The sequence below is a fragment of the Psychrobacter glacincola genome (genome assembly GCF_904846075.1).
Classification (GTDB): Bacteria; Pseudomonadota; Gammaproteobacteria; order Pseudomonadales; family Moraxellaceae; genus Psychrobacter; species Psychrobacter glacincola_C.
Map to the genome: position 1 here is coordinate 213,067 of NZ_CAJGZH010000003.1, position 25,883 is coordinate 238,949.

Consider the following 25,883-nt stretch of genomic DNA (forward strand, 5'->3'; position numbering starts at 1 on the left):
TTTGTTAAATATCTAGTGGACTCTGTGCCAAACTCGATAGCTGCATCCGCGAGTCATCTGTCAATTGTGTTTTGTCCAACTTTAAATAAGCCACTTGTTCTTTTGCCATCACGACCAACTCATCCACGCCATCTACCGCAAGCATTTGCCGTGACCAGTCCTGAATATTGATGTCTTTAGGAATGGTCACGGTGGTACTTGATAAATAAGGTGGCTGAGCAATCGGAATGATAATGAGTAGCGCCACGCCCATAATGACGGCTAAAATACCCCACGCCAGCAAATTCGGCTGACTTAATAACAAACCACCCATCGCACCACCAACGAACGCACCAAAGAACTGGCTAGATGAGTTAAGCCCCATCGCTGTTGCTTTATTGGCGACTGGGGCGCGCTTAGATATCCATGAAGGAATCGTTGCCTCAAGCAAGTTAAAGCCCATAAAGTACAATAACAGACCTAGTATAATACCAACGCCAACCTGACTGCCAATGGCCAATATCGCTAAAGCAGCGGTCATCAGCGCAATCGCGCCTAAGAATACTTGGCGCATTTTGCGTTTCTTTTCAGCGATGATAATAAAAGGAATGGCAACGGCAAAACCAATAAATAACAGCGGCAAATAAACCAAGCCTTGCTGACGTACCGATAAACCCATCACCTCATTAAGCTGATGCGGCAATATCACAAATATCGCCGTCATGGTTAGATGCAGAGCAAAAATACCGATATGTAAACGGTTTAAATCGCCAATTTTGAGGACGGTCGCTAATTGTTGACCAATCGATTTATTGTCTAAATTGTGTTTAAGCACTCGTAGCGGTGTCGGCACAAACAACAGTAATAGCATCGCCAAAACAGCAAAGCCTGAGGTCAACCAAAATAAACCAGAGATACCGAGCGAGCCAACCAATAACGGACCAAAGGCAAAAGCGAGCATGATAGAAGTCGCAATGGTCAAGCCCATCGTTGCCATCGCTTTGGTACGCATTTCTTCGCGCGTCACATCAGCCAATAATGCCATCAATACTGCAGATACCGCGCCACTACCTGCCAGCGCCCGACCAATGATAACCTCGTAAATGTCAGTCGCATTGGCGGCAATTATGCCACCGAGAGCAAATAAGATCAGTCCTAAAAAGATAATCGGCTTACGCGGGAATTTATCCGCAGCCAAACTCATGGGAATCTGAAATATCGCCTGCCCTAGACCATAAATACCGACCGCCAAACCAATCAAAAATGGCGTCGCGTGCGTATAATTGTCACCATATACAGAAAACACAGGCACAATCATAAACAGACCAATCATCCGCAAAGCAAATATACCACCGACCCCGAGGATTGCCCGTTTCTCTACGCTATTCATACTTGCCTCACTGGTTCGTCATTGCTGATTTATCACTACTGCGCTGCTTATACTATTGTGATGCTATCAAGACTTTAGCTACAAATTAAGCCCACTAGTATAAGACATTCGCCGTTTGCTTGCCGAGACTTTTGTCTTATGAGTGCAGCCTCCCATACCTCCTCAACCCAAGCCATTCATATTACGCGATTATTTTGTTACCAACTGCATCGGATGCGCAATCACACCTTGAATAATGCGGTCGCCATGACAATAAAGTAAGGCGTCATAAACATTATTACTCGTCAGCTAGAGCGATCGCTTAGATGACAAACTCCTCTATAAAACGACATTTTGGTCAAAACCATGACAAAAGGTGACTACTACTTAACATTGATTTGATTTAGATTTGCTTAGTCATACGAAAACCAATCACCTCAAAGGCTGTAGAATAAGAAAACAGTAAAATGAACGCCAAGCAGCATACTGCTCAGCAATTATAAAAATTAAAACAGTAAATTAGGCATCTATAGCTCTCACTTCATCAACGTATGAACACTTTATAAAAATATTATTTATAACAAAATCTTTGATAATAAAACTATTTATAACAACATTATAAATTTACAGAATATCTACGTTTTTAACCGACCATTTAATTGATTCATATTTACCTTTTAATTTGAGATATTTTCAATCCCCTTTTAGCAAATAGGAAACCTAACACCGATGGCACACGAGTATATTAAGGTTCGCGGCGCACGCACTCATAATCTAAAAAATATCGATTTAGACATTCCACGAGATAAGTTTGTGGTCATTACAGGTTTATCAGGCTCTGGTAAATCGTCATTGGCATTCGATACGCTGTATGCCGAAGGGCAACGTCGCTATGTCGAGAGCTTGTCGGCCTATGCGCGTCAGTTCCTCTCACAAATGGAGAAACCTGACGTCGATAGTATTGAAGGCTTGTCGCCAGCGATTGCTATCGAGCAAAAATCAACCAACCATAACCCGCGCTCAACTGTGGGGACGATTACCGAAATTTATGACTATCTGCGCCTACTTTATGCGCGTATCGGTACGCCCTTTTGCCCTGAGCATGGCGAGCCAATGGTCGCGCAGTCAGTCACTGAAATGGTCGATCAAGTCATGGCGTTACCAGATGACACCAAAATCATGATCTTAGCTCCAGTGATTCGTGAGCGTAAAGGTGAACATACGGTCTTGCTTGAGCAATTAATTGGGCAAGGTTTTGTTCGTGTGCGCGTCGATGGCGATGTCTACGATACCGATGAATTACCAACACTGGATAAAAAGAAAAAGCATACCATCGAAGTGGTCGTTGATCGCTTTAAAGTCCGTGATGATTTAGGTAACCGCGTCGCTGAGAGCTTAGAGACGGCGCTACGCTTGGGTCAAGGTTTGGTGACATTACACTTTATGGATGGCAATCCAAAAGAGGGCGGCGATGACAATCAAGTCATGTCAGCTAAGCACTCTTGCCCTGTCTGTGACCGTGCCGTGCCTGAGCTTGAACCGCGTATGTTTAGTTTTAACAATCCATACGGTGCTTGCCCAAGTTGTGATGGTCTCGGTAAACGTCAGTACTTCTCTGCCGAAAAACTGATTACCCATCATGAAAAATCGCTCAATCAAGGGGCGATTAATGGTTGGGATAAACGTCATGCCTACTACTTTGGTTTGCTCTCTACCGTCTGCAATCACTTCAAAATTGATATGGATGCGCCGTGGCAAGATCTGACCAAAGTGCAGCAAGACCTCATCATGCAAGGCTCTGGTAAAGAGAAGCTGACCTTTAACTTTACCGATGAGCGCGGTCGTAAAACCAATAAAACCGTACCATTTGAAGGGGTGCTGCCTTATTTAGAGCGCCGTTATGCCAAAACTCAAAGTAACCTTGTCCGTGATGAGCTGGCTAAATACTTGGCGGATACCACGTGTAACGTCTGTGATGGCGCACGTCTTAATGAGATATCACGCAATGTCCGTGTCGATGACCAAACCATCGCTCAAATCGTTAAGCTGTCTATCGGTGATGCGGCTGACTATTATAAAACGCTAAAAATCGGCGGTCATAAAGGCGAGGTTGCGGAAAAAATCTTTAAAGAGATTAATGAGCGTCTAAACTTCCTCGTCAGTGTTGGGCTTGATTATCTATCCCTTGCCCGCTCTGCTGAAACACTATCAGGCGGTGAAGCGCAACGTATTCGTTTGGCGAGCCAAATCGGCGCAGGTCTAATGGGCGTGATGTATGTTCTTGATGAGCCATCTATTGGTCTACATCAACGCGATAATGATCGTCTGCTAAAAACTCTAACGCGCTTACGTGATTTGGGTAATACCGTACTGGTCGTTGAGCATGATGAAGATGCCATTCGCCAAGCAGATCATGTGATTGATATTGGTATCGGTGCAGGTGTACATGGCGGTCATATTATCGCTCAGGGCACGGTCGATGACATCATGGCAAACAAAGAATCGCTGACTGGACAATATATGTCTGGTAAGAAGAGAATCGAGATTCCAGCCATTCGTCATAAAGCCAAAACGACCGATATGGAAGTCAAAGGTAAGGCAAAAGCGCAAAAAGTTCCGATGACGATTGAGCTAAAAGGTGCCTCAGGTAATAACTTGCATGATGTAGATTTGACCATTCCCGTTGGTATTATGACTTGTGTGACGGGTGTCTCAGGTTCGGGCAAATCAACTTTGATCAACCGTACCCTTATGCCATTGGCAGCGACTCAGTTAAATAATGCTTCAACGCTCATCGCTGATAAGCATGACAGCATTAGTGGTCTTGAGCACTTGGACAAAATGGTCGATATCGATCAAAGCCCAATTGGTCGTACGCCGCGCTCAAACCCAGCGACCTATACCGGCGTGTTTACGCCAGTACGTGAGATGTTTGCACAAACGCAAGAAGCGCGTGCTCGTGGTTATAAGCCGGGTCGCTTTAGCTTCAACGTAAAAGGCGGACGCTGTGAGATGTGCCAAGGTGATTGCCTTATCAAAGTTGAAATGCATTTCTTACCCGACATGTATGTGCCTTGTGATACCTGTGAGGGCAAGCGCTATAACCGCGAGACCTTAGAGATTCACTACAAAGGCAAAAATATCGCTGATGTGCTCGATATGACCGTAGAAGATGCCACTGAATTCTTCTCAGCAATACCAGCGATTTATCGTCGCCTGCAAGCCTTGATGGATGTTGGTCTTAGCTATATTCGTTTAGGTCAGTCTGCACCGACGCTATCAGGCGGTGAAGCGCAACGTGTTAAATTAGCGCGTGAGCTTGCCAAGCGTGATACGGGACAGACGCTCTATATCTTGGATGAGCCGACCACTGGTTTGCATTTCCATGATATCGATAAGCTGCTGCATATCTTACATGCCCTACGTGATAAAGGTAATACCATCGTGGTCATCGAGCACAATCTTGACGTCATCAAAACCGCAGATTGGGTAATTGATTTGGGCCCTGAAGGCGGTAAAGGTGGCGGTATGATCATCGCTGAAGGTACGCCTGAGCAAGTGGCGGAAGTCAAAGAATCATACACGGGTATATTCTTAAAGCCGATGCTAGAGCAAGGCATGAAAGAAGTCAGCTAATACAAGTTAGTGAATAATTGATAAAAGGCCACTCTTTAAGGGGTGGCCTTTTTGTTGGTGGTGATATATAAAATAGACTTTAAAAACTCTATTTTAAAAAGTATAAAATCTTGACATTTGTTGCTCAAAAATTACTGATAAGTTATAATCTTTATCTTATTTACCAACAATTTAAACAACTTTGTAGTACTTACCCTTGCAGAAATGTGCTGATGATATTACACATGAAGATAAAGTAGAAAAAAATGGCTTTAATTAACTGTCCTGAATGTTCTAAAAGAATTAGTGATCAAAGTACTGCTTGTCCTAGTTGTGGTTTCCCTACTCCTTCAGAACAGATAGATAACAATAATTTGCTAGCAAGCAGTCGTCAAAGACAAAAGAATAGTGGCTGTTCTGGCGCAACTATCTTCCTAATCATTATTATAGTTCTTATCGGCTTTTGGCTTGTAAGTGCTTATGATGGCTATACAGAAAAAGCAAGACAATATGATGAAGAGCAGTCAGAACCTGATAAAGAATCACCACAAGTCCAAGAATCAGTATTTAATTCTCCATTAACACAGATACCAATGTTACTTTCTGGTTCAGGTGAAAATGGGCGCTATTTCCTCATCTCTCACTTTGCATCTTATGGCATTGAAAATGTTAAGTATGCACGTAGAGGGAACGAGAGTGATGCTTATGGAGAAATGCAAATTGACTGCGCAAACGATAAGATAAGAAAAACCTCATCAGATAATCTTGAGGCCTTAATATCAGCAGACCTAGGGGATTGGTATACGCCAACACCGGATTGGACAGATCAAGATATTGTTAACTTCATATGTCAAACCAAAAGAGTAGTGTCAAAAAAAATAGAACATCATGAAGTAGTTGAGAAAGTAGTAACGCTAGAAGCTCCAAAGAACGAAGTAGTTGAAAAGGTAACATTGGAGCAATTCAAGCCAGAGCCGGTCATGTCAGTAGAAGCAAGATCGAGGGAAGTTTTATTATCAAATCCCCCTTCGGGTAGTGAGAAAGAATATGAAGTACGCGAAACACCAATAAAAACAAAAGAATCTTACAACGAAAAAGTAGTTAATAAAGCAGCGGACTATAAAAAGAGAGTGATATAGAACGCAGAAAAAGTGATGATCGAGCAATATGTGAACAAGCTATAAAAGTAAACAGCGCTTACCTAGGGAAGGACGAACCGGAATATAGTCAGTGGAAGGCAATTGAGCGTGCCAATTGTATGCAAGATAAACTATATGAGTAAAATTAGTGGATACAAATCGGTGTTATTTGTAAGTGATGTATCAAAATAAGTCCAGAAGCGAATTAGACAGAACGAATATAGTCAATTTTGGCTGTGGGAATAAGCCATCTATTAGCTAAATACAGGAATAAATATGGCAATTATTAATTGTCCTGAATGCACACATAAAATTAGCGACCAAAGCGTATCTTGTACTAATTGTGGACTCCCAACTTCTAAAATGAATTTTTTAATTAAATGTCCTGAATGCTCTGAGTCGATTATTAATCAAAGCGCCTCTTGTAATCATTGCGGCTTTCCTATTGCTAAACCTGCACCGTTCAAAAATATTCAACATTCATCTGAGGAACTTAAAGAGCTTAAACTTCTTAAAGAGCTCGAAGAAGTTGGGGAACCTGACGATTACGGATTTTTCAATCATACAAATATTTTTATCATTAGCTGCATCATCATTTACTTTCTAGCTAAAGAAGAGATTCACTATATTTTACAAAGTTTTTAGGTCTATTCTCAAATTGAAGAAACACAGCATAAGTAACAATTGATATTAAAACTATAACTAAAAAATTGTAAGAAACGGAAAATATATGGCCATTATTGATTGTCCTGAATGCACACACAAAATTAGCGACCAAAGCGTCTCTTGTACTAACTGTGGGCTCCCAACTTCTAAAATGAAGTTTTTAATTAAATGCCCTGAATGCTCTGAGTCTATTAGTAATCAAAGCGCTTCTTGTACTAATTGTGGCTTTCCTATTGCTAAACCTGCACCGTTTAAAACTGTCCCACCTCCTTTGCCGGCTCAAAATTCTACTACTATCGTACGACTAAACAGTAGTAGAAAAAGTAAAGGTGTTGCAATATTGTTAGCTTTATTCTTAGGAGGTTTTGGGATACATAAATTTTATTTAAATCAGGTCTTTTGGGGTATCTTATATCTATTGTTCTGTTGGACATTTATACCAGCAGTAATTTCTCTTTTCGAAGTAATCATACTATTATTTATGAATGAGTCTGAGTTCAATAGACGTTTTGGTTAGCCAGCGTAGGCTAGCTGGATGTACAATACCCAATATCCAGACGTCAGATAAAGTCCAAACCAACCACTTTTCGATATTTCTTCGCAAAAAAAAGGCAAGTCGTTTGACTTACCTTTTTTGTTAGTATTTACTGATTTGATAGCATTTACTGGTTTGATAGCATTTACTGAATTATTTACGTTTAATGGTTCTAGTCGTTACTCCAGTCGTTGCCCCACTAGTTGCGTTAGCAGGTGCTTTAGCCGCCGCTTGATAAACTGGCGTAACCTCAGGTAAGAGTGCCTGAATTTTAGCGATACGCTGCCCAGAGTTTGGATGGGTAGACATTAAAGTAGCTATGGTATTGCTACGACCATTGGCAGCCTCCATTTTTTGCCATACTGCAACGGCAGCTTCTGGATTGTAGCCTGCCTGCGCCATCAAGCGTAGACCACCCGCATCGGCTTGTGACTCTTGACTACGAGAAAATGGCTTATCAAGTCCGTAATCACTAATCAAACCCAACGCATCATCACTTAACCCTGTTCTTGACTGTAGTTCGGCACCACCTAACTGCAGCGCTAAGCCGGTCAGAATTTTTTGCCCAGCATCTTTTTTACTGTGCTCAGATAGCGCATGGGTCATTTCGTGTCCCATGATCGCAGCGATCTCTGCATCTGTTAACTGTAGCTTTTCTACAATACCGGTATAAAAAGCCATCTTACCACCCGGCATTGCCCAAGCGTTTAATTCAGGTGAACGTATCACTGTAACCTGCCAATCAAAAGGAACGCCTGTTGTATTAGCGCGAACGGCGTAGGGCTTCATACGATTAAAGACGCTTTTAACTCGAATGGCGGTAGCAGAAGTATTATCTACCGCGCCTTGACTACTGGCTTTAGAGACCACTTGAGAGTAACTTTTAGCCGCATCGGTATTTAATGTAGCCGTATCGTACCCTGCCATATCGGCGACCGTAGTACACCCTGCTAAAGTAGTAATAGTAGTCAGTAATAGAGCATTTTTTATTTTATGAAAACTGGTCATTAGACGTCCTGGTTGAGAGATGCAATTGAGTTAAATAGCTAAGCTAAGGGCAATGAATTGATAGACTTAAAACTCCACTATCGAAGTCTATGTCTTGTAACACATTAATTGAGAGCGATACGTAATTGAGAACGTAACTAAAATTCAATCAATATGTAATTATCATGTAAGTAATGTGTCTGAATTATCGAGAAAGAGATTATCACTATAGAAAACAAAAGTCTATTAATTTTATAATCTATTATTTGTTTGATATCACAAGCCCCAGCCAGCCTCCATTTGACGCCTACAACTTTATTCCTTTAATTAAAATCGCTGCTCAGAGAGCATCCTGCAATAGATCCCACCTAAATAAATGCTCGTATCACATTTATCACTCACGCAGCTACCGTACGTTCTATTTTTTCTTTGCCAAAAAAGTTTATAATTTATCGTAGCATCAAATATAATGTCCGATAATATGTCTGCGCGTCAGCTCCCAGACCCTTTATAATAGCGTATCCATACCAACCTGCGTATCTCACCCATGACCACCTCTATCAGCTACGTAAAGCAGCAACGCATTACTCGACTATGCGTGCGCTGCGGCTTACTTCTTATGCAGTATGGCGCTGAGTCTGCCGTAGTCGTGGACTTATCCAAACGTTTAGGGCTTGCCTTGGGGATGAACAGCGTCGAATGTTCACTGAATTTTAACGCCATCACCCTGACGACCATCTGTGACGAGCGCTGTATCACCACCACCAGAGACACGATCAATCAAAGCATTAATGTCAATTTATTGGTACAAATTCAGCAAATTATCAATAAAACCGAAGCCACCGTCGATAGTACCGACTTGATTGACCGCACTACCCTTGCCTTTGATGAGTTGGATAAGACCGTATACCCAACGTGGCTAGTGAGCATGTTTGTTGGCGCATCTTGTGCAGCGTTTGCGTATCTGAATGGCGGCAGCTGGTCTATTACCGCGGTGACATTTATTGCGGGTATGGTAGCGATGTTTACTCGTATTTATCTGTCCAAGCATCACTTTAATCCTTTTATCACCGTCATTGTGACCGCTTTTATTGCTTCTTTAATTGGAGCGACGACCTACTATTTTGATATTGGTAATAATGCCGATATTGCGGTTGCCTCTAGCGTGTTGCTACTAGTGCCTAGCTTTCCTCTGATCAATTCTTTCTCAGATATCTTAAAAGGCTATGTCAATATTGGCGTTGGGCGTGCGGTGTTTACTTATATGCTCACCCTATCCGCGTGCGTTGGTATCGTGATGGCGCTGGTTTTACTACGCATACAGCATTGGGGGTTTTGAGATGTGGTTCATTGAAACTGTGGTGCTTTCATGTATTATTACCCTTGGTTGGACGCTCATGTTCAGCGTACCCAAACGCTATATTTTGCCTTGTTTGCTGATGACTGCTTTTGGCTTCGGATTAAAGACTGCTCTCGTTTATCAGCATGTGCATCTCGTGGTTGCCAGCTTTTTTGGGGCAATGCTTGCCAGCTTTTTGGGCGTGTATTTTTCTAAGAAATATACCTTACCACCCAAAGCACTTATCTCGCCTAGTGTCATTTGTATGATGCCCGGTATCGCCGCTTATAAGGCGATGGTTAGTATGGTACAGATTGGTTATTTTGGCTTTTCAGACGAGTTATTTAGCCAAATGATGGTGTACTTATTTGAAGCGTTGTTTGTGACCTCAGGATTGGTGCTTGGCTTATCCATTCCCGGACTGTTATTTTATAGACGACGTGCCATTGTTTAAGTAAGTTTAGATGGGTTTAGATAGGTTTAAATGGTGGGCTATTTCTGCCTAAATGCTTTTATATTCTGATGCTAGCTGGTACATCCTCATAAGCAAAACCTTGTAAGATTAATAATGATACCCATTACAATAGAGTTCAAAACAACAGAATTAAAAAATAACAGACGGCAAAATTGTACCAATACGCATCAGTACGTCCTGAATAAAGAGACTTAACCATGACAAAACATTATGATTATATTGCCATTGGCGGCGGCAGCGGTGGCATTGCTTCCATCAACCGTGCGGCGAGCTATGGCAAAAAATGCGCCATTATCGAAGCCAACCAACTGGGCGGCACTTGTGTGAATTTGGGCTGCGTTCCCAAAAAGGTAATGTGGTATGGCGCGCAAGTTGCCGAGGCTATTCATAAATATGCGCCAGACTATGGCTTTGATGTGGATATTAAAGGTTTTGACTTTCAAAAACTGGTACAGAGCCGTCAACAATATATCGAAAACATCCATCGCTCTTATGACAATAACTTAGCCAAAAATGGCGTAGAAGTGATCAAAGGCTTTGCCAAATTTGTCGATACCAATACCGTAGAAGTGAATGGCGAGCTGATTACCGCTGACCATATTTTGATTGCCACAGGCGGTCACCCGATTCAGCCAGATATCAAGGGCGCTGAATACGGTATCGATTCTGACGGCTTTTTTGCGTTGAATCATTTGCCAAAACGCGTGGCAATTGTGGGAGCTGGATATATCGCTGTTGAAATCGCAGGCGTGTTAAACAGTTTGGGCGCTGAGGTACATTTGTATGTACGCCAGCACTCGCCGCTGCGCTCATTTGACCACAGTGTAGTAGAGGCGTTGCTCATAGAGATGGAGCAAGACGGTATTCAATTGCATACCAATACCACGCTCACGGAAGTCAATAAAAATGAAGATGGCAGTCTGACTTTGTGTACCGAAAATGGCAGCTTAGACACGACAGATTGTTTGATTTGGGCGATTGGTCGTGCGCCATCGACAGACAATATCAACCTGCAAGTGACGGGTGTGGAAACGAACGAAATTGGCAAAATCAAAGTCGATAAGTTCCAAAATACCAATGTTAAGAACATCTATGCGGTCGGCGATATTATCGAAAACAGTGTGGATTTAACACCCGTGGCGATTGCAGCAGGTCGCCGCTTATCCGAGCGCTTGTTTAACAACAAGCCTAATGAGCATTTGGACTATACGTTGATACCGACGGTTATCTTTACCCATCCTGCTATTGGTACGATTGGTTTGTCTGAAATCGACGCGGTTGAACGCTATGGCAAGGATAATATCAAATGCTATACCTCAACATTTACCTCGATGTATAGCGCGGTGACCCAGCATCGTCAGAAGTGTATGATGAAACTAGTGTGCTTGGGCGATGAGGAAAAGGTCATTGGTCTACACGGTCTTGGCTTTGGTGTCGATGAGATGATTCAGGGCTTTGCCGTCGCCATCAAAATGGGCGCGACTAAAGCGGACTTTGACAATACGGTTGCCATTCATCCAACTGGCTCAGAAGAGTTTGTGACAATGCGTTAGTTTGATAGAAAGACTGGGCTAAATTAGTAGAAAGGCTACCCTTAATGAGGTAGCCTTTCTTTATAGATAATGACTTGCACTACTTGCTACAAGTCCCTTTTATGCCGAGTTTGAGGTCAGCGATTGCTTCCCTGCCTTCACTTTCAGGTACCAGTTTAACACCCGCACCACCAACAATTAAACCTGGCTTAATATATTGCTTTACAAAGTAGTTATTACCCGCTGTAGTATCAATCATTAAATCGTTAGGAGAAAATTCAGATTCGGTAGAAACTTTGTGCGGCATATTGCCCAGTACTTCATGATAGAAAAAAGTGCCTCGTGCAGTTTCACCAATACATTCATCATCTACCCACACATCTTTCTTTAGAGCTCCACCCACTACACTATTGCTACGATAAATATATAGACCAGCATTGTTGGCACTAGGTGCTTTCACTTGCTTGAGTACGCTAGATACTTCGATATTTTCAGTGGGTACAGAAGCACAACCGGCAAATAGTATTGATGTAATCGTTAGAAAAGCGATTTTTTTTAGCATTTTATTTCTCTAAGAATAAATAAATGTGACTTGAAATTTCTGATGATTTTGTTATGAGTAACTTTAAAAAAACATAGCTCTGCTTTAATTACCTAATACCCATTCATCGTTCACTTGATAAACCTTAAAATTGGTCTTGTTAGTGCGGCTCTCCCCCGCGATTGTCTGAGTGATATCAGCGGTACACATATAAGTATTGTCGCCCTCAACAGTATCACAGTTGATATTCTCGACGCGTTCAAGCTTTGGCATCATACCCTCCATCATGCCGCTCATCGCCTTTGCCATCTCATCATTGCCTGCATTCGCCATCGCATCGTCCATCATACTATTGGCTTGCTCGTATTGTGCCTCGATTAACGCTTCAACTGTGCTTTCAGAAGGTGCATTAGAGCATGCGACAAATAGCGGTGTTAGTAATGCTATGACTGCCAGTTTTTTCAGATTAGTCATCTCAATCTCAATGTATCTATAATGTTACTTCACTATACAGAATTACTTCTAAATACCCAACTTAATTTTAGAATACAAGTTTAGATTTATGATGAATAGCTTTAATAATTTAATGAGATGAAGGAATTAACGTGCGGTGTATACTGACAGTGCATTCACGATACTGCTATGATGTGGTATTCAAAACCGTTGTGAGATAACTGTGTGGCAGGTGTACTTTTTTATATTACTGATTGGTCTGGGAATTATGACCTTGGCAGCAAGTTTGTTGTTTTTGTTTGCTTATCTGATGTCTGATGACAATGCCACGCGCTTGCCCGCTTTTAACTGGTTCAAGCGCTTAATTATCGTGGCATTTATACTGCTAAGTGTTGGGCTGTTTATGACCTTTGGTCATTTTTGGGGTTAATAAAATCAGCCTTTAAACATTCAAGATTTTTCAATGAACCATTTTTTCTAATTCTAACAATTCCAAATCTTCACGTTTTGGCTCACCATTATTGCCGTCATTTGGAAATGGCATTTTATTACTATTTAGCTCATAACCTCGGCGCTGATAGTAAGCCAACAGCTCAGGACGATGACTCAAAATAGACATGGTCAAACGTGCAGTTTTTCTATCTGCTGCTTGCTCATCTGATTGTAGATGATGAGTAGCAAAGGTTTCTGCTGCTTGCAAAATAACATTACCAACGCCCTGCCCTTGCAGCTCTGGATCTACTGCAAACATGCCGATGTAGGCTTTGTTATTTGAGTCAGCATCGGTTTTGATATCGACAGCGATACAACCGAGTATCTCACCCGTTTCCTTTCCATCACGGTCGCCCGTTGTCGTTTTTGGATAGACAAAGTAATAGTGATTAGGGTCATTAATCACGGCAGCGAGCTCAGCTGACGTGGTTCGAATACCACCAATTAAATCCGCCTCATTGGTCCAACCTACGGTCTCGCGATAACAGCGATTTAATAATTGCTCAAGTGCACTAATATCATCGGCTTGCGCTTGTCGCAAAAACACGGACTCTCTCTCCAAGTTATTTTTACCTATAGTGTTTTTATTCATATTATAATTTTTCCTTTCCTTGTTTGTATTAAAAAAACTGACCCAAATCGATAGGTCAGCCTTAATAGTAATATGTATCCATCTTGAGTACTAGGGCGATAACGCCTGTGCTTGGTCGATAATATTAAATCCTGCCTTAAGCTGTGCACGCGTTGGCGCATGACCACGGCGGAGCAGTTCAGAAAAGGCAACCAATTCTTTATCACGCCCTAAAGTGCTAGCCGCACTAGCACGTGTGTCTTCCCCATCATCATCAAAGTAGTATTCGATATAATCTAATGTATCTGGTGAACCAAACAAGATGTTATGATCGGGTGTCGCCGCATGTCCACTATAGCGTAGGCTTTTACCATATTGCATCGTCCAAAAGAACGGGATACGCGCGGCGAGCGAGCTGACACTTTCATCATTTAATATCGCAGCCGCAGTCACTAAGCCATGTTGCAAGGCCACGCGCCAATGTTCGATGCGCATGCGCCCCATTTGTCCAGAAGCTTTCGCAATATCACCCAATGCATAGACCCCATCACGCAGTTGTAAATGCTCATCCACTTGCACGCCATCTGGCGCGTTTACTTCTTCGAACAGCTCTATACGTGGTGCTACGCCAGTCCCTAAAATCACGATGTCTGCATCAAATTGCTCACCGTTCATCAGCGTGACACCGCCCACTTGTGAAAAGGTTTGGTTTTCTTCTTCATTCTCAGACTGATTAACAACCCTTTTGACCTCAGTGATTTCATTGACCGTGGCATCAAAGACAAACTGAATGCCATTTTCTTCATGCAGCTTGATCAGCGCATTACTGACGGTTTCAGAGACGATATTTCCCATCACCCGATGATCTTGTCCGATGACCGTAATAGAAGCCGTTGTGCCTGCTTGTGCCAATGCGGAAGCGACCTCCATACCGATAAAGCCAGTACCGACAATCACTACACGCTGGTCATGACTGACCGCTTTTATCAATTTGGCATCATCCATACTGCGCAGCGTATAAACGCCATCAAGCTCAGCCCCTTTAAAGGGAGGAATCTTTGGCTCAGCGCCTGTTGCAATCACTAAAAAATCAGCGGTTTGTCTGTCACTATGACCATTTTTATCTTTAATGATAATGGTACGTTCATTGGGCGATACTTCGCTGACGGTCTGATTCAAGCGCAAATTAATATCGTGTTTGCTCGCCCAATCTGCACCCCCTAGTAGAAGCTTCTCTTCAGGCATATTGCCCGCTAAAAACGCTTTGGACAATAATGGACGGTTATAAGGGGCTTTATCATCAGCACTAATCAAGGTGATTTTGCCGCCATAGCCAGTGTTACGAAGCTGATGCGCCGTCATAAAACCAGCCGCGCCGCCGCCCACGATGAGAGTATGCGTATCGATCAGCTTATCATTTGCAATCTGTTTGTCTATCTTCGCTGAGGTATTCACCGTCAAGCTGTCGCCGTTATCGGTCACTTCGTATTGAGTCAAACCTTCTGTCGCGACTGGCTCTAATAGCGTCCCATCGCGGCTATCAAAAGTCGCATGATGCCAAGGACAGACCATGCGATTGCCACAACGTAAGCCTGTGCCTAAATCTGCGCCTGCGTGCGGGCATTTGCCATCGAACGCCTGAAACTCATCGTCGTCGCGGGTGATTAAAATGATACTATCATCATCTTGCTTGTAAGATTTCATGCCGCCACTGGCAATATCGGCCTTATTAACAGTCACTGTGTGAATCGTTGCATTGGTCATAAGTCTTCCTTAACAGTTATAATGGTTCCCTGAATCAAACGTGTTGAAAATAACCCTATTGCATCAGCCAATTTCAACAAAAAACACCATTCTCGATACGTTTATTTAAATGCTTTTTTAAAACACTATTCATTGATAGTAGCAAGACACTTTCGCACACGCTGTTTTTTTGTATGTTTCCTGCGTTGCAAAACGTAATCGTTAACTGTTAATGCCTATGCTTACCTATTCTTTTTAAATCTTATCCTCAACATAAAAGACGACTTTATGACTTCTCGTGATGACATGACCGATATTAATGCTAGCCCTCAATCCGCTCTTAAAAACAATCAATTTGATAATGAGCAGTTTGATACGGCAAGTATCGATATTACCGCCGCGACGGATACTGCGCAGTTACCGCAGCCTCTTCAACCACCTGTGCAGCAAGCAACCTACAAAGCCCACGCAACAGACTTTATCGTTAATGAGCTATTGCCGCTCGAATTCACTGGTGAAGGTGAGCATTTATGGCTGCATATCCAAAAATTAGGGATGAATACCGCTTATCTTGCCAAACTGCTGTCAGAGTGGGCAGAGATTCCTCTGCGCGATGTTGGTTATTCAGGTCTTAAAGATCGCCATGCATTGACAACCCAGTGGTTTAGCTTACGGATACCAAAAAAACAGCTGCCAGCTGCTGAGTTTGCACCAGTCGATATCGGAGCCAATGAATCGGTCACTATCCTCGACCAGCAATGGCATAATAAAAAGCTCAATCGCGGCACGCATCGTGCCAATCAATTCATCATTACCTTGCGTGATATCCAATTTGCTGATTTTGATACAGCATTGCCAGTACCTGAGCAATTATTGTCGGCGAAACAAGATGTCGAGCAGCATTTATCAAGCATCGCTATAAATGGCGTGCCCAATTATTTTGGCCCTCAGCGTTTTGGACGAAATGGCAATAATATTAGAGAAGCATTATCGCTGTTTGCGCGCCCACTACAGCAAAGCCGAGCACAACCCAAAAAGAGCAAACGCAAGCACGCGCCACGTGAGCAGAATACAATGGAGCTGTCTGCCGCACGTAGCTTAATTTTCAATGAGATATTGGCGTTACGTGTACGTGATGGCAGCTGGAATACTGGGCTGGCAGGCGAAGTGTTTAACTTAGAGGGTTCAGGGTCAATATTTACTAGCGAAGCCATAGACAACACGTTGCGTGCACGCCTTGAGACGGGTGATATCCATCCCACTGCTGCATTATGGGGCAAGGATAATGATAAAGTCAGTGGCATGGCGGCAAGTACTGAGAAAAATGTGATTCAGCAAAATCCGCTACTGGCTCGCTTAGCCAATGGCTTAGAGCAGCGCGATGTAAAAGCACAGCGACGCGCGCTGCGCCTACCTATTGAAGCGCTGTCTTGGGAATGGCAGGATAAAGATAATGAACAGACATTGGTTCTGAGCTTTACGTTAACGACAGGTAGCTTTGCCACCAGTGTCTTGGCAAGCTTAGTAAAACAATTAATACACTAAAGCGTAGTTGACCCTTCGACTATGGCAGCTAGCTATGTGCCATAGAGCGCTTCAATATTATTATTTTTTGCTGCCAACATCTCGTTGGCACTCACCACTTGATCACGGCCACGGCCTTTGGCTTCATACAAAGCCTTATCTGCCATACAAATTAAGCGCTGGCAAATATCATGAGGTAGCTGCACTGTGGGAATTTTACGATTCACGCGTTTGCTACTATACGAGGGGATTCTCTGCGGTTTAGCAAGCGACTGCGAGGCATCCTTTTTATTCAGAGTTTCGCAGGCTTGTTTTATACAATTACGCTCACCATGGGTCAGTGTATATAGCCCCAAGCTGGCAGTCACACTAAAGGCTGTATCGTCATCGAGAATGATGACGTGTTTGGCGATAACGCGCCGTAATTGTTCAGCAATTATCATAGCTGTGTCGTGCTTCGTATCTGGCAATACAATCAAAAACTCCTCACCGCCATAGCGACTCACGATTGTTTCATCAGTTAAAGACTGCAAGAGCGTCTGCGCGACCTCTACCAATACTCGATCCCCAATCTCATGGCCGTAACTGTCATTGACCTCTTTAAACCAATCCAAATCCAATAAAATAACGCTGATATCTTGATGGTCTTCTACTGACTTCAGCACCTGCTTCATTTGCATCATCCCGTAACGGCGACTTTTGAGTTGAGTTAGCTCATCTTGATTGGCATGCTGCAGAATTTCCTTTTTACTGTCATCTAATATTAGTAACAAAGTACGAAACATATAGATAATAAAAATAGCTTTTGGTAGCGCCATATAAATATGTGTAGAACGCCAAAAAAAAGCGGAAGATCGGCGCAATTGATCAACACTGTCCCAATTTAGCGTGCCATTTTGAAAAATAGAGGCAGAGATGGCATTTTCGATTGTCGTAATTTCACTATAATTGATATAACTATAATAGGTATCAAGAGGAATGACCGTGAGCGTCATTTGACGCAGATTGGGTAAAGTAACGCCAAGATAAGGAATAAATGTGACTGCTAGAATGACGGCTGCATGTCCTAAAAATGCTCTCCATACATAGCGCCGACGTATAAGCATCATCCCCAATATCGCACCGCCGACTAAAGAGACGCCCGCGACCAAGCTACTATGTCCTAGAACTAAAATAACCATTGCAATATAGGCACTATAGACCGTAATTAGTATGCTTTGCCATTTATACAAATTGCTATTGGCTTTTTTGACAGGTGAAAAACGACTGGTCATCCATAATAAAAACAAAGCTACCAGTGTCACGCCGAACCATAGTGGATACAGCAGCGCTATATCGACATAGGTGTCATAAATATCGCGGCGCCACCAAACAAATAAGCACCATAGCCAGTGTAAAGACACCTCCATCACCATAAATAAAGCCAGTAATGACGTTTTATCAGCAGCTTGCCACTCAAAAATTGCTTGAGATAGCTTGGTGTAGCCTAGATGAGATATCGATACAGCCATAGTAGGGCTACCGCAAATAGTGAAAGTAATTAAGTCGACATTAAAACCATTAAATAAAAATCAAAAGCCTGAATCAATAATAATAAATGATATGACTTTTTACCTTATACCATTCCCAAAAACTTAAGTAGATAAGAATGCGAGTGTCGGTACTACATTTTGTAAACTAAATGGGAGTTAACCCCGACAATTTCATTTTTAAAAATAAATCCCACTTATCTAGTGTGGCAATTTCTGTCGCAGTTATCAATCTATTTAGTGCCTTCATGCGTCAATATATGACGCATGGTTTTTGGATAACCTGTCAATTGATATTTCAGCTGAGTTAACATTCAAAACTGTATTCAGCAATGAATTTTCGGCTAAGAAAACATTGCAAAAGACTGCCAAACTCCTTGCTGATCAGGGTTCATTGTCGGTACATCACCCAAACGACGCCACGGCATATTGCTACCATGAAAGTCACTGCCGATCGAGGCGACAAGATTGTGGGCAGCGATACTGCGATCGACCATTCTGCGAGTACTAACCGGTTCGCTATTCGACGGCAGCTCACAAGCATCGCCACCAAGACCAGCAAACTCTTCAATCAGTTTACGGACTCGTGTTGCTGAAAGCTGATAACGCGTGGGATGCGCCAACACCGCCTTGCCACCACAAGCATGGATCAGCTCAATGCCGTCAGCCATGCTCAGTGCATCAATCGCCACATAAGCAGGCTTATTGTCTGCCAAATACTTATCAAAGGCTTTTTGTACCGTCTTGACTTCACCACGCTCAAACAATACTTGACCAATATGCGCACGCCCGACTGCTTGCGGATTGCCGCCAGCTTTATCAAGTACGGCTTGCCACAGCTCATCATAGTTAATATCTAATAGCGCGCTGAGCTTTTCAGTGATTCGTTGACCACGCGTGGCACGGCTATCCTGTAATTGTTGCAGCGTTGCATGCATTTTTTCGCGATCGGTAAAATCTAGCCCCAGCACATGGATGATTTTATTGGTTGATTTATTTTTTCCATAACCACCAATAAGTGTATGCTCACAGCTTATCTCGACCCCATTAATCAGCTGCATATCGCAGGCAATGGCAGCCGCACGCGCCTCATCAATTCCTGCCAGCGTATCGTGATCGGTCAATGCCAATACATTGACGCCGGCCGCATGGGCGCGCTGCACCACTTCCGTTGGTGCATAAGTACCATCAGAGCAAGTGCTGTGACAATGTAAATCGAATTTCATAAGAGAAGCCTTAGCATTAAAAATTAAAAGTGTAGAAAATAAAAAAATGAGCACATTGGCAATAAGCCGTTATATTTGGCAGTTGTCATGATTATGAGTCATAATCATCAGATATTGCTACGCAGGCCTGTGATATAGCATGATTATCGTGTTGATTGCTTTTTTTTGGCGCAGTAGACGTGTAAACTACCCCATACGTTTTTGTCGGACATCCCCTTTGCTATGAAAGCTTTATTAGACTTTATTCCCTTAATTGCCTTTTTTATTGCTGCTCGCTACAGTGGTATCCTAGCGGGGGCAGGTGCGTTGCTCATCGCCACTATCATTGTTTATGCCATTCATTTTATTCGCCAAAAAGGCACGTTTGATAAACAGCAATGGGTTGTCTTACTATTAACCATTTTGTTTTGTGGTGGTACTTTATTATTGCGTGATGATATCTATCTGCGCTGGAAGTCACCTATTATCAACGGTATCTTTGCACTAACACTTTTAGTCAGTGCTGCGATTAATAAGCCACTGATGCAACTGGCAATGAAAGATGTTTTTTTGCTGACGATGAGTGGTTGGAAAAAACTCACTCTCGCTTGGGCACTATTCTTCGCCTTTATGGGCATACTGCATTATATCACAGCGTTTACGATGTCAGATGAGGCATGGATTAACTTTAAAACTTATGGCTGGATTCCGATTATGTTGGTATTCGTCATCGCCCAGTTTGCCGTATTAAAAAAGCACCTCAACCCTGCGCTCACGGATAAAACCGTCAAATAATACTCAATTCATCATTTTATAATAAAGCCAATGCTATTTCTAAATGCCAATAGTGACAATCATTAATCGCAATTAGCTCGGGCGCATTAAGCAAAACACTTTAAATCAATCATAATTTTTATTAATCGAGGAAGTCTCATGTCCTTATTTGCCATTATTGGTCATGACGTGGCCAATAGCAGCGCACAACGTCAGATTACCCGCGCTGAACATGTCGAACGCTTGCAAGCTTTAGATCATGACAATCGACTGATTATCGCTGGTCCAACACCCATCGAGCATGGCAAAGGTGAGATGTCAGGCAGCTTAATTATTGCTGACTTTGACTCTGCAGAAGCAGCGCAATCATGGGCAAACGATGAGCCTTACTTACGTGATGGCGTGTACAGTCACGTAGATATCAAACCCTTTATCCATACATTGCCAAAAGCGGATGACAGCGCATCAGTTAAAGTAGCAAAATCGTGATTCAGTGCCTATCTTTGTTAAAAAGTCGCTCTTATCAGCGTAGCATTGTTAGTATGATTTTTATGGCTACTGTTTCAGCACAGGCTGCGCCAACAGTGACGACTATCGATGTGGCTGATCCAACACTCACGACACCCGTGCCAGCTCAACCAATATCGACCGCTCAACCAACAAAAAACTCAGTGATGAATATCAGCGATACATTGGCGGCGCAATTACAACCATCTGATAAGGCCTTATCCGATGCCAATCAGCAGCTATTAAGCCGTAATGCACAGTTGCAGCGCGAGTTGAATGACTTGCAAACTCAAGTGAATGTTTTGGTCTACGAGAGCAAAGGTCAGCTTTTTTTATACGGTGCATTCACTGTCTTAATTAGCTTGCTAGTCGGTATTTTTATTTCTTGGCTGGTGTTTGTTCGCCGTGAACGTTGGTAACTAGTACCACGCGCTTTTTATTGATTTATCTTATGTGACTGTCTATGTCTAAATCCATGTTCGAATCAAAAGATACTGATACATCGTCGACAACCTCTAAAAACACTCAGTCACTAAGCTTTCACTCATCAAATATCACCCCTGCCAAGATTGATTGGCAGATGGATGATACGGGTAATAAAGTGCCGGTATCGGGTGAGTTTGGTGATGTTTACTTCTCAAATGCTGATGGTTTAGCGGAATCGCGTCATGTGTTTTTGGCACACAATCAATTGCCTGAACGACTGACCAATCTTGCACCAAATCAATGCTTTACGGTTGCTGAATTGGGCTTTGGTACTGGACTGAATTTTCTCGCTACATGGCAGCTATGGCGACAGCTGCGGGATATACACCCTCAATTAGCAACTGCAAAACTGCAGTTTATTACCACTGAAAAGTTCCCGATACCCCTTACCGACCTTACCCAAATACTTGCCTTATGGGGACAGCGCGCGCCTGAATTGACAACACTAATAGAGCTATTATTGGCGGCCTATCCGCCTCTTATTGCGGGCTGTCATCGTTTGAGTTTCTTTGATGATAATTTGACCGTTGATATATGGTTGGGTGACGCAGCTGAGAGCTTAGCCAAACTGGCAAATAACTCTTCTAGCTCGCATGTACCTTATGTTGACGCTTGGTTTTTAGATGGTTTTGCGCCCTCTTGCAATAGTACCTTGTGGGCGGATAGTATTTTTGCACAAATGCAGCGTTTATCACGACCCAATACAACTGCCGCCACCTATAGCTGTGCCGGTATCGTCAAACGTGCGCTGCAAGATTGTGGCTTTCAGATTAAAAAAGTGAAAGGCTTTGGTCGTAAGAACGAAATGCTAACGGCGATCATGCTGGATACCATAAATTTAACTGACAATAATAATGGCAACAATAGTAAAGACACCAATAGTAAAGACACCAATAGTAAAGACATCACCTCTTACAATAATACTAGCACCGCCGCGCCCGACAACGATAGCCAATCTGCCAAACCCACTGACAACCTGCCCGCCCATAGCATTGTCATTGGCGCTGGCGTTTCGGGGCTATTAACGGCTTGGTCATTGGCCAATCGTGGTATTCAAGTGACTTTGCTAGATAAATCAGCACCTTTGGCAGGCGCATCAGGCAACCCTCGCGCCCTACTTGCCCCCAAGATGACGCCCATTCATCATGTCGATGAACATTTGCATACCATGGGCTATCTCTATAGCAGCAGGCTATATCGATGCTTAAATGTAGACGCTAAAAAATCAGGATTAGTGCCAATAGTTGAACCAACGGGTGCTCTTGATCTGCTTATGAAAGCCAATATTGGCACAGAGCAAATCGCTGATTATCCCGATGAGATGGCCACCACACTATCCCATGAGCAGGCGCAAACTGTCAGCGGGTTAAAAACACAAGATTTATCAGAGAATTTGTATTTACCGCAGTCTGGCTTGGTCAATCCACAAGCATTAAAAGATACTATCCTAATGCATCCGCTCATCCACTTTCAGCAAGTAGACGTTAAGAGTATTAGCGAAACAAAAGAAAGTGTTTGTATCGAAGGCAGTAATGAGGATAAACAGACGATATCCATTAGCGCTGATAACGTGGTCATTTGCGCAGCTTTTGAGAGTCATCAACTGGACAAGCGTATTTTTGATTGTCGTAAAATTCGTGGTCAGCTTTCTTGGTTTACGCCCACAACTGAGCAGCTCACCATATTGCCCAAAATACCGCTTAAATACAGCGGTTACTGTGCGTTATTTACCGCGCAAACAGGCGATGCACAATTGAACGATGTTGTAGAACAGCACTCTCAGTTTTTATTAGGCGCAAGCTTTATACGTAATGATACAGACATAGATATCCGCACAAAAGAGCATCAGATTAGCCGCGACAAACTAGTGACTGCCATTCCTGAGATGGACTCGATTATTCCAACAGATATTAGTTTGTGGCAAGGACGGGCGGGGATTCGCACGCAAACGCCTGATTATCATCCTATCGTTGGCGTACTAGCAGACAGCAAAAGAATTTGGGTAATGAGTGCGATGGGTGCTAAAGGGTATGCCATTGCACCAATATGTGCTGAAGCGTTAACAGATATGATGTTAGGAACATTTGCCCCCTTATCAACAGCGATGCTTGCGCGCCTGTCGCCAAATCGTACGCGTTTACAAACACCGCTTACTTGAGATTTTTAGTCAAAGGTTTAATCACTGCCTTCCATTCTAGATTTAACCGCACCAAAAAGTGATTTTCCAGTGTCAGAGTCGCGGGACTCTTGATGACCAATTTTAGTACTACTTTGAGTATCAGTCGTAATCATTGGTGCAGTTAAAGTGCGAATCTGTGCTTCGTCACGGGTATTTTTTTGGATGGTCACTGCAGCAAATAAACTCATGGTAAATGCCATCATATAAAAGCCCTTTTCACTTAAGCTTAAACTTCCCGCATTCATCAAACCAATAGCGATTAGCGCAATGGATAATCCAAGAGCCGCCCAGCTGATTAGATAATACATATTGGTTGTTGGAATACCTTCACTACGATCACGAAGGGTTTTTTGCAAACTAATTGCTGAATAAAGACCTAGCGCCAGCACCGCTATATAATAGCCTTTTTCATTTAATAACATACTCTGTGCATTCCATAAGCCAAGTAAATACGCTAGGACACCCACCAACATCACCGCCCAAGAAGTCCCGACGTAAGCAGTAGTTGGTTTATAAGCGGCTAGCTGACTCTTCGTAATCGTGTCATTATTCATCATCTTCCTTAATTAGAAATAGGCAAACACTTAGTCGTAAAATATATAGTGGTAAGATACATAATAGCGAGATAAACAGTAGCGAGATACAACTTTTATCGACCGCTATTTTGCCTTAACATAACACAAGCATGTTATATTGTAATCTAAAAACTTTTTTTAGATAAATAGCATTGTTTATGAAAGAGCCCCGACATGTCTTTTTTTACCTTACTCATTTTGCTTAGCCTAATTGTTATTGTGCCCATATTTTTTGTGATGAAAGAAAAGTCTAAGCACACACAGATTGCTTCTATACAGCGGCATCAAGAATACTTAGCTTCTGCGAATCTTGTCGCTACCCAGTCTAAAGCAGAGATGGCGGTAAACAACGAGGTAAATCATGAGCGAGCTAACGGGCTCAGCATGATTAATTTTTCAGCTCGACATCCTTTTATCAAGCTACTTTATGACGAGCAAGTACCTAAGGCGTTTCGTTCTGTGATGGATGATATTGGACAACAATATGAGTCCACCCATCATGAAGAAATCACTGAATCACAGCTATTTACCCTTAATAAACTCATCACCACACGTGTTCCAGAATTGATTGGCGACTACCTTAGCCTCGATCAACATTATGCCAAAACAGTCATTATTGATACCGGCAAACAAAATACCAGCTATGACATGGTATTAGATCAATTAAACTGATTTTAGACTTCTCTCAAAAGCTCAATATCCAAAGCCAAAGTGGCGTTGTAGACAAGCTACTTGCCAGCCGTCGATACTTAGATGACGTGTATAAAGAAAGCGGTATGGCAGCCGACAATCTAAAACTGAAATAATAATGCGTGTAGATAGTAAGCAAGAAATTGATAGTAATAGCAAATGACGGTCATATTTGACTTTGAGGGATAAATAAGTCTACGTCGTTCACTATATTTAAACAAAAACTCTGCCAATGGGTAGCCGTATGATTATGAAAATCGATGCTCTTACAATTGCAAAATCAAAACCCTTTTTTCAGGCAATTTCTGCTATTTTTTTAAGTCTCTCACTATTGAGTGCTTGCCAAAAAACACCAGAGCCTGAGACAGATAACGAAACAATCTCTGAAGCGGCGGTACAAACCACACCCGTGACTACCAATATTAATGTTGATAAGACCGCTAATAATGGTGATGATATCGCAAATTCTGAAGTAAGCTCAGAACAAGATGTAAGCTTAACTGAGCTAGAGGATGACCTTGGTGCAACAGACTCGGCAGTAAACAATACTGCACCAGCACCAAATCCAGAACAAGCCATTAAAGGCGCGCAAATTACTGATGTCCGTTATAAAAATGCGGCTGGTGAATCACTCTCGGTCGTTTTTGAAACCTCAGCAGCAGGCGTACTCAACGCTATCATTAGCCTACCGAACAAACCAAAAATGACACTAAGTGCGCCAGAAGGCCAAGGCAATAACCCAACTTATCGATCAAGCGATGGCAGCATCCAACTGGTCAGTCATGCAGGCGGCGGCAGCATTGATTTTATTAAAAATAATAAAGTCACTAGCTTTGATGCAGTCAGTGCCGAAGCAGAAGTCATCACTGATTAATTGATTAAAAAATACAGCTTAGAACCTTTAAAAGGTTACATAAAAGAAATCTCTTGAGCATTAAAAAGGCGGTAAATATTTATTATATTTGCCGCCTTTTTAAT

Annotated in this window: 24 protein-coding genes; 15 read left to right on the plus strand and 9 right to left on the minus strand. The window is 42.5% G+C overall.

Features of this window, described 5'->3' with window-relative positions; all coding sequences use genetic code 11:
* Nucleotides 1-4: 4 nt before the first annotated feature.
* Nucleotides 5-1,369, minus strand: coding sequence for an MFS transporter (locus JMW85_RS12035; RefSeq protein WP_201581945.1), 1,365 nt, complete (start codon nucleotides 1,367-1,369; stop codon nucleotides 5-7).
* Between the two features lie 708 nt (nucleotides 1,370-2,077).
* Between JMW85_RS12035 and uvrA the strand changes: the two genes are divergently transcribed.
* The 4 genes from uvrA to JMW85_RS12055 all read left to right on the plus strand — a co-directional run bounded on the left by uvrA (nucleotide 2,078) and on the right by JMW85_RS12055 (nucleotide 7,285).
* The gene (gene uvrA, locus JMW85_RS12040; protein ID WP_201581946.1) at nucleotides 2,078-4,984 is read left to right on the plus strand and encodes an excinuclease ABC subunit UvrA; all 2,907 of its coding nucleotides are present in this window, start codon (nucleotides 2,078-2,080) and stop codon (nucleotides 4,982-4,984) included.
* A 245-nt stretch (nucleotides 4,985-5,229) separates the two neighbouring features.
* Nucleotides 5,230-6,102 (plus strand): hypothetical protein, encoded by an 873-nt coding sequence (locus tag JMW85_RS12045; protein ID WP_201581947.1) that lies wholly within the window; start codon nucleotides 5,230-5,232, stop codon nucleotides 6,100-6,102.
* A gap of 276 nt (nucleotides 6,103-6,378) precedes the next feature.
* Complete coding sequence (locus tag JMW85_RS12050) at nucleotides 6,379-6,747, plus strand: double zinc ribbon domain-containing protein (protein ID WP_201581948.1); 369 nt, start codon at nucleotides 6,379-6,381, stop codon at nucleotides 6,745-6,747.
* 85 nt (nucleotides 6,748-6,832) lie between these two features.
* A complete protein-coding gene (locus JMW85_RS12055) occupies nucleotides 6,833-7,285 on the plus strand; it encodes a TM2 domain-containing protein (protein WP_227676076.1) in 453 nt (150 codons plus the stop codon).
* A 171-nt stretch (nucleotides 7,286-7,456) separates the two neighbouring features.
* On the opposite strand, the gene JMW85_RS12060 is transcribed toward JMW85_RS12055, so the two are convergent.
* Nucleotides 7,457-8,311, minus strand: coding sequence for a M48 family metallopeptidase (locus JMW85_RS12060; RefSeq protein ID WP_201561044.1), 855 nt, complete (start codon nucleotides 8,309-8,311; stop codon nucleotides 7,457-7,459).
* Between the two features lie 526 nt (nucleotides 8,312-8,837).
* Here JMW85_RS12060 and JMW85_RS12065 point away from each other — a divergent pair.
* The 3 genes from JMW85_RS12065 (at nucleotide 8,838) to gorA (ending at nucleotide 11,657) form a co-directional block, all read left to right on the plus strand.
* Complete coding sequence (locus JMW85_RS12065; RefSeq protein WP_201561045.1) at nucleotides 8,838-9,629, plus strand: threonine/serine exporter family protein; 792 nt, start codon at nucleotides 8,838-8,840, stop codon at nucleotides 9,627-9,629.
* 1 nt (nucleotide 9,630) lies between these two features.
* The gene (locus JMW85_RS12070; RefSeq protein ID WP_010201359.1) at nucleotides 9,631-10,083 is read left to right on the plus strand and encodes a threonine/serine exporter family protein; all 453 of its coding nucleotides are present in this window, start codon (nucleotides 9,631-9,633) and stop codon (nucleotides 10,081-10,083) included.
* A gap of 218 nt (nucleotides 10,084-10,301) precedes the next feature.
* Nucleotides 10,302-11,657, plus strand: coding sequence for a glutathione-disulfide reductase (gene gorA / locus JMW85_RS12075; RefSeq protein WP_201581949.1), 1,356 nt, complete (start codon nucleotides 10,302-10,304; stop codon nucleotides 11,655-11,657).
* Nucleotides 11,658-11,736: 79 nt separating this feature from the next.
* On the opposite strand, the gene JMW85_RS12080 is transcribed toward gorA, so the two are convergent.
* Complete coding sequence (locus JMW85_RS12080; RefSeq protein WP_045444289.1) at nucleotides 11,737-12,198, minus strand: DUF2846 domain-containing protein; 462 nt, start codon at nucleotides 12,196-12,198, stop codon at nucleotides 11,737-11,739.
* An 84-nt stretch (nucleotides 12,199-12,282) separates the two neighbouring features.
* On the minus strand, nucleotides 12,283-12,651 hold the full coding sequence (locus tag JMW85_RS12085) for a hypothetical protein (protein WP_045454206.1): 369 nt from the start codon (nucleotides 12,649-12,651) through the stop codon (nucleotides 12,283-12,285).
* 247 nt (nucleotides 12,652-12,898) lie between these two features.
* Here JMW85_RS12085 and JMW85_RS12090 point away from each other — a divergent pair, with 247 nt between their 5' ends.
* Entirely contained in the window at nucleotides 12,899-13,060 is a 162-nt protein-coding gene (locus JMW85_RS12090; protein WP_227676031.1) for a hypothetical protein, read from the plus strand.
* A 30-nt stretch (nucleotides 13,061-13,090) separates the two neighbouring features.
* On the opposite strand, the gene JMW85_RS12095 is transcribed toward JMW85_RS12090, so the two are convergent.
* On the minus strand, nucleotides 13,091-13,714 hold the full coding sequence (locus JMW85_RS12095; RefSeq protein WP_201581950.1) for a GNAT family N-acetyltransferase: 624 nt from the start codon (nucleotides 13,712-13,714) through the stop codon (nucleotides 13,091-13,093).
* 90 nt (nucleotides 13,715-13,804) lie between these two features.
* Nucleotides 13,805-15,457 (minus strand): FAD-dependent oxidoreductase, encoded by a 1,653-nt coding sequence (locus JMW85_RS12100; protein ID WP_201581951.1) that lies wholly within the window; start codon nucleotides 15,455-15,457, stop codon nucleotides 13,805-13,807.
* A gap of 267 nt (nucleotides 15,458-15,724) precedes the next feature.
* Here JMW85_RS12100 and truD point away from each other — a divergent pair, with 267 nt between their 5' ends.
* On the plus strand, nucleotides 15,725-16,981 hold the full coding sequence (truD, locus tag JMW85_RS12105; RefSeq protein WP_227681860.1) for a tRNA pseudouridine(13) synthase TruD: 1,257 nt from the start codon (nucleotides 15,725-15,727) through the stop codon (nucleotides 16,979-16,981).
* A gap of 32 nt (nucleotides 16,982-17,013) precedes the next feature.
* Here the strand turns inward: truD and JMW85_RS12110 are convergent, their stop codons facing one another.
* Both JMW85_RS12110 and JMW85_RS12115 read right to left on the minus strand, forming a co-directional pair.
* On the minus strand, nucleotides 17,014-18,471 hold the full coding sequence (locus JMW85_RS12110) for a GGDEF domain-containing protein (RefSeq protein WP_201581952.1): 1,458 nt from the start codon (nucleotides 18,469-18,471) through the stop codon (nucleotides 17,014-17,016).
* 362 nt (nucleotides 18,472-18,833) lie between these two features.
* Nucleotides 18,834-19,715, minus strand: a complete 882-nt coding sequence (locus tag JMW85_RS12115) for a PHP domain-containing protein (protein WP_201581953.1) — start codon at nucleotides 19,713-19,715, stop codon at nucleotides 18,834-18,836.
* A 222-nt stretch (nucleotides 19,716-19,937) separates the two neighbouring features.
* On the opposite strand from JMW85_RS12115, the gene ispZ reads away from it, so the two are divergent.
* The 4 genes from ispZ to mnmD all read left to right on the plus strand — a co-directional run bounded on the left by ispZ (nucleotide 19,938) and on the right by mnmD (nucleotide 23,619).
* A complete protein-coding gene (gene ispZ, locus JMW85_RS12120; protein ID WP_045444273.1) occupies nucleotides 19,938-20,489 on the plus strand; it encodes a septation protein IspZ in 552 nt (183 codons plus the stop codon).
* Nucleotides 20,490-20,627: 138 nt separating this feature from the next.
* A complete protein-coding gene (locus JMW85_RS12125; RefSeq protein ID WP_109589571.1) occupies nucleotides 20,628-20,957 on the plus strand; it encodes a YciI family protein in 330 nt (109 codons plus the stop codon).
* Between the two features lie 62 nt (nucleotides 20,958-21,019).
* Complete coding sequence (locus JMW85_RS12130; RefSeq protein WP_227681862.1) at nucleotides 21,020-21,394, plus strand: hypothetical protein; 375 nt, start codon at nucleotides 21,020-21,022, stop codon at nucleotides 21,392-21,394.
* A 44-nt stretch (nucleotides 21,395-21,438) separates the two neighbouring features.
* Nucleotides 21,439-23,619, plus strand: coding sequence for a tRNA (5-methylaminomethyl-2-thiouridine)(34)-methyltransferase MnmD (gene mnmD, locus JMW85_RS12135; protein WP_201581955.1), 2,181 nt, complete (start codon nucleotides 21,439-21,441; stop codon nucleotides 23,617-23,619).
* Between the two features lie 17 nt (nucleotides 23,620-23,636).
* On the opposite strand, the gene yiaA is transcribed toward mnmD, so the two are convergent.
* Nucleotides 23,637-24,194: an inner membrane protein YiaA gene (gene yiaA, locus JMW85_RS12140; RefSeq protein ID WP_055124683.1), complete on the minus strand. Its 558-nt coding sequence runs from the start codon at nucleotides 24,192-24,194 to the stop codon at nucleotides 23,637-23,639.
* Nucleotides 24,195-24,389: 195 nt separating this feature from the next.
* On the opposite strand from yiaA, the gene JMW85_RS12145 reads away from it, so the two are divergent.
* Both JMW85_RS12145 and JMW85_RS12150 read left to right on the plus strand, forming a co-directional pair.
* Complete coding sequence (locus tag JMW85_RS12145) at nucleotides 24,390-24,887, plus strand: hypothetical protein (protein WP_201581956.1); 498 nt, start codon at nucleotides 24,390-24,392, stop codon at nucleotides 24,885-24,887.
* Between the two features lie 262 nt (nucleotides 24,888-25,149).
* On the plus strand, nucleotides 25,150-25,779 hold the full coding sequence (locus tag JMW85_RS12150) for a hypothetical protein (RefSeq protein ID WP_227681865.1): 630 nt from the start codon (nucleotides 25,150-25,152) through the stop codon (nucleotides 25,777-25,779).
* The last annotated feature ends 104 nt before the right edge of the window (nucleotides 25,780-25,883 follow it).